We start from the raw sequence: 1,456 nt of genomic DNA on the forward strand, positions 1-1,456 counted from the left end.
TGAGCCGCGCCCCAAAAGTTGGACAGTAATTGTGTAAGGCTACGCGGCCTGTGCTCTGTAGGCTACAGGGCTCAAGCCGCCGAGCTTCATCTTGATGCGTTCGTGGTTGTAGTAGCGGATGTACTCGTCAATTCCGACACGTAGCTGGTCGATCGTCTCGAAGCGTTCCCGGTAGAAGTACTCCGACTTCAGCGTGCCAAAAAAGCTCTCCATCGCCGCGTTATCCAGGCAATTGCCCTTGCGTGACATGCTTTGTTCCAGGCCCGCTTCTTTCAGGCGCTGACGGTAATCAGGGTATCGATAGTGCCAGCCTTGATCCGAGTGCAGCATTGGCTTGCTGTCGGCCGGGAGCTTCTCCAGTGCGCGTTCAAGCATGGTTTCGACCAGGGCATAGCGCGGCCGCGTGTCGGTTTGGTACGCCACGATTTCTCCGTTGTACAAATCCAGCACTGGTGAGAGGTAGAGCTTTTCACCTGCCACCTTGAACTCCGTAACATCCGTTACCCATTTTTGATTGGGCTGATCAGCTGCAAATTGCCGCTTCAAGATGTTGGGTGACGCCTCGTCCATCAGCCCCCGGTATGACCTGTATTTCTTGGGCCGCACCGTGCATTTGAGGTCCAGCTCGCTCATCAGGCGCCGCACTTTCTTGGTGTTCACCAACTGCCCTTCCTGACGCAGGGTGGCGGTGACACGACGATAGCCATAACGACCGCGATGACGGTGCTGGATGCTCTGGATCGATGCTTTCAGCGAGGCACACTTGTCCTCGGTACCGATTGTCTTGAGTTGGTAGTAGTAGGTGGCACGCGCCAAGCCTGCGGCATCCAGCAGATCCGCGAGAACATGGTGTGGGTGCAGGTCGGCGATCAGCCGGGCTTTTTCGTGGTGGCTTTCTTCTGCCGGAGCTTCGCCTCGTCTAGTTCCTCGAGCTTTTTTAGGTAGGCGTTCTCCGCTTCAAGCTTGCGTATCTTGCGCAGCAACTGGGAAACCGAGAGTTCCTCGTCAGGCACTACTGGGGTTTCATCGGGCTTGGAGGGCTGCTTGGACATGGCGCGGGACGATCTCTTCTTCACTGAAAGCTGGGCTGTAAGTTCGCCACTGTAATACTGCTGCTGCCATCTGCCCAGTTGACTCGAATTGCCCAGGTTGAACAGCGCCGCAGCGGCGCGGTGAGACAGTTGCTCATTGAGCATGCGGTGAAGCACAGTGAGTTTGAATTCGGCGCTGTGGTGCCGACGGGAACGCTTGAAACTGGCCTCGCCGTGGTGCTGGTAAGACACGACCCAGCGCCGGAGAAGGGTAGGATCTATCTGGAACTGGTTCGCCACATGGCGAAAGCCACGGCCTCGGTTGATGAAGGCCTGGATGGCGGACAGCTTGAAATGCTTGGAATACGTGGTCATGCAAAACACCCCGGTGTTGGATGGGTGTCCAACTTCCGGGGCGCAGTTCA

General features: G+C 56.9%; 1 protein-coding gene. It reads right to left on the minus strand.

Going from position 1 to position 1,456, the window contains the following annotated elements; all coding sequences use genetic code 11:
• Positions 1–39: 39 nt before the first annotated feature.
• Positions 40–1,406, minus strand: a protein-coding gene (locus tag NTD82_RS15020) for an IS3 family transposase (protein WP_410017057.1) whose coding sequence is annotated in 2 segments (ribosomal slippage) — positions 40–927 and positions 930–1,406 — 1,365 coding nt in all. Because the reading frame shifts where the segments join, the coding sequence is not laid out codon by codon here.
• Positions 1,407–1,456: the final 50 nt, after the last annotated feature.

The sequence above is a fragment of the Pseudomonas sp. 5P_5.1_Bac1 genome (assembly GCF_025466015.1).
In the GTDB taxonomy this organism is placed as follows: Bacteria; Pseudomonadota; Gammaproteobacteria; order Pseudomonadales; family Pseudomonadaceae; genus Aquipseudomonas.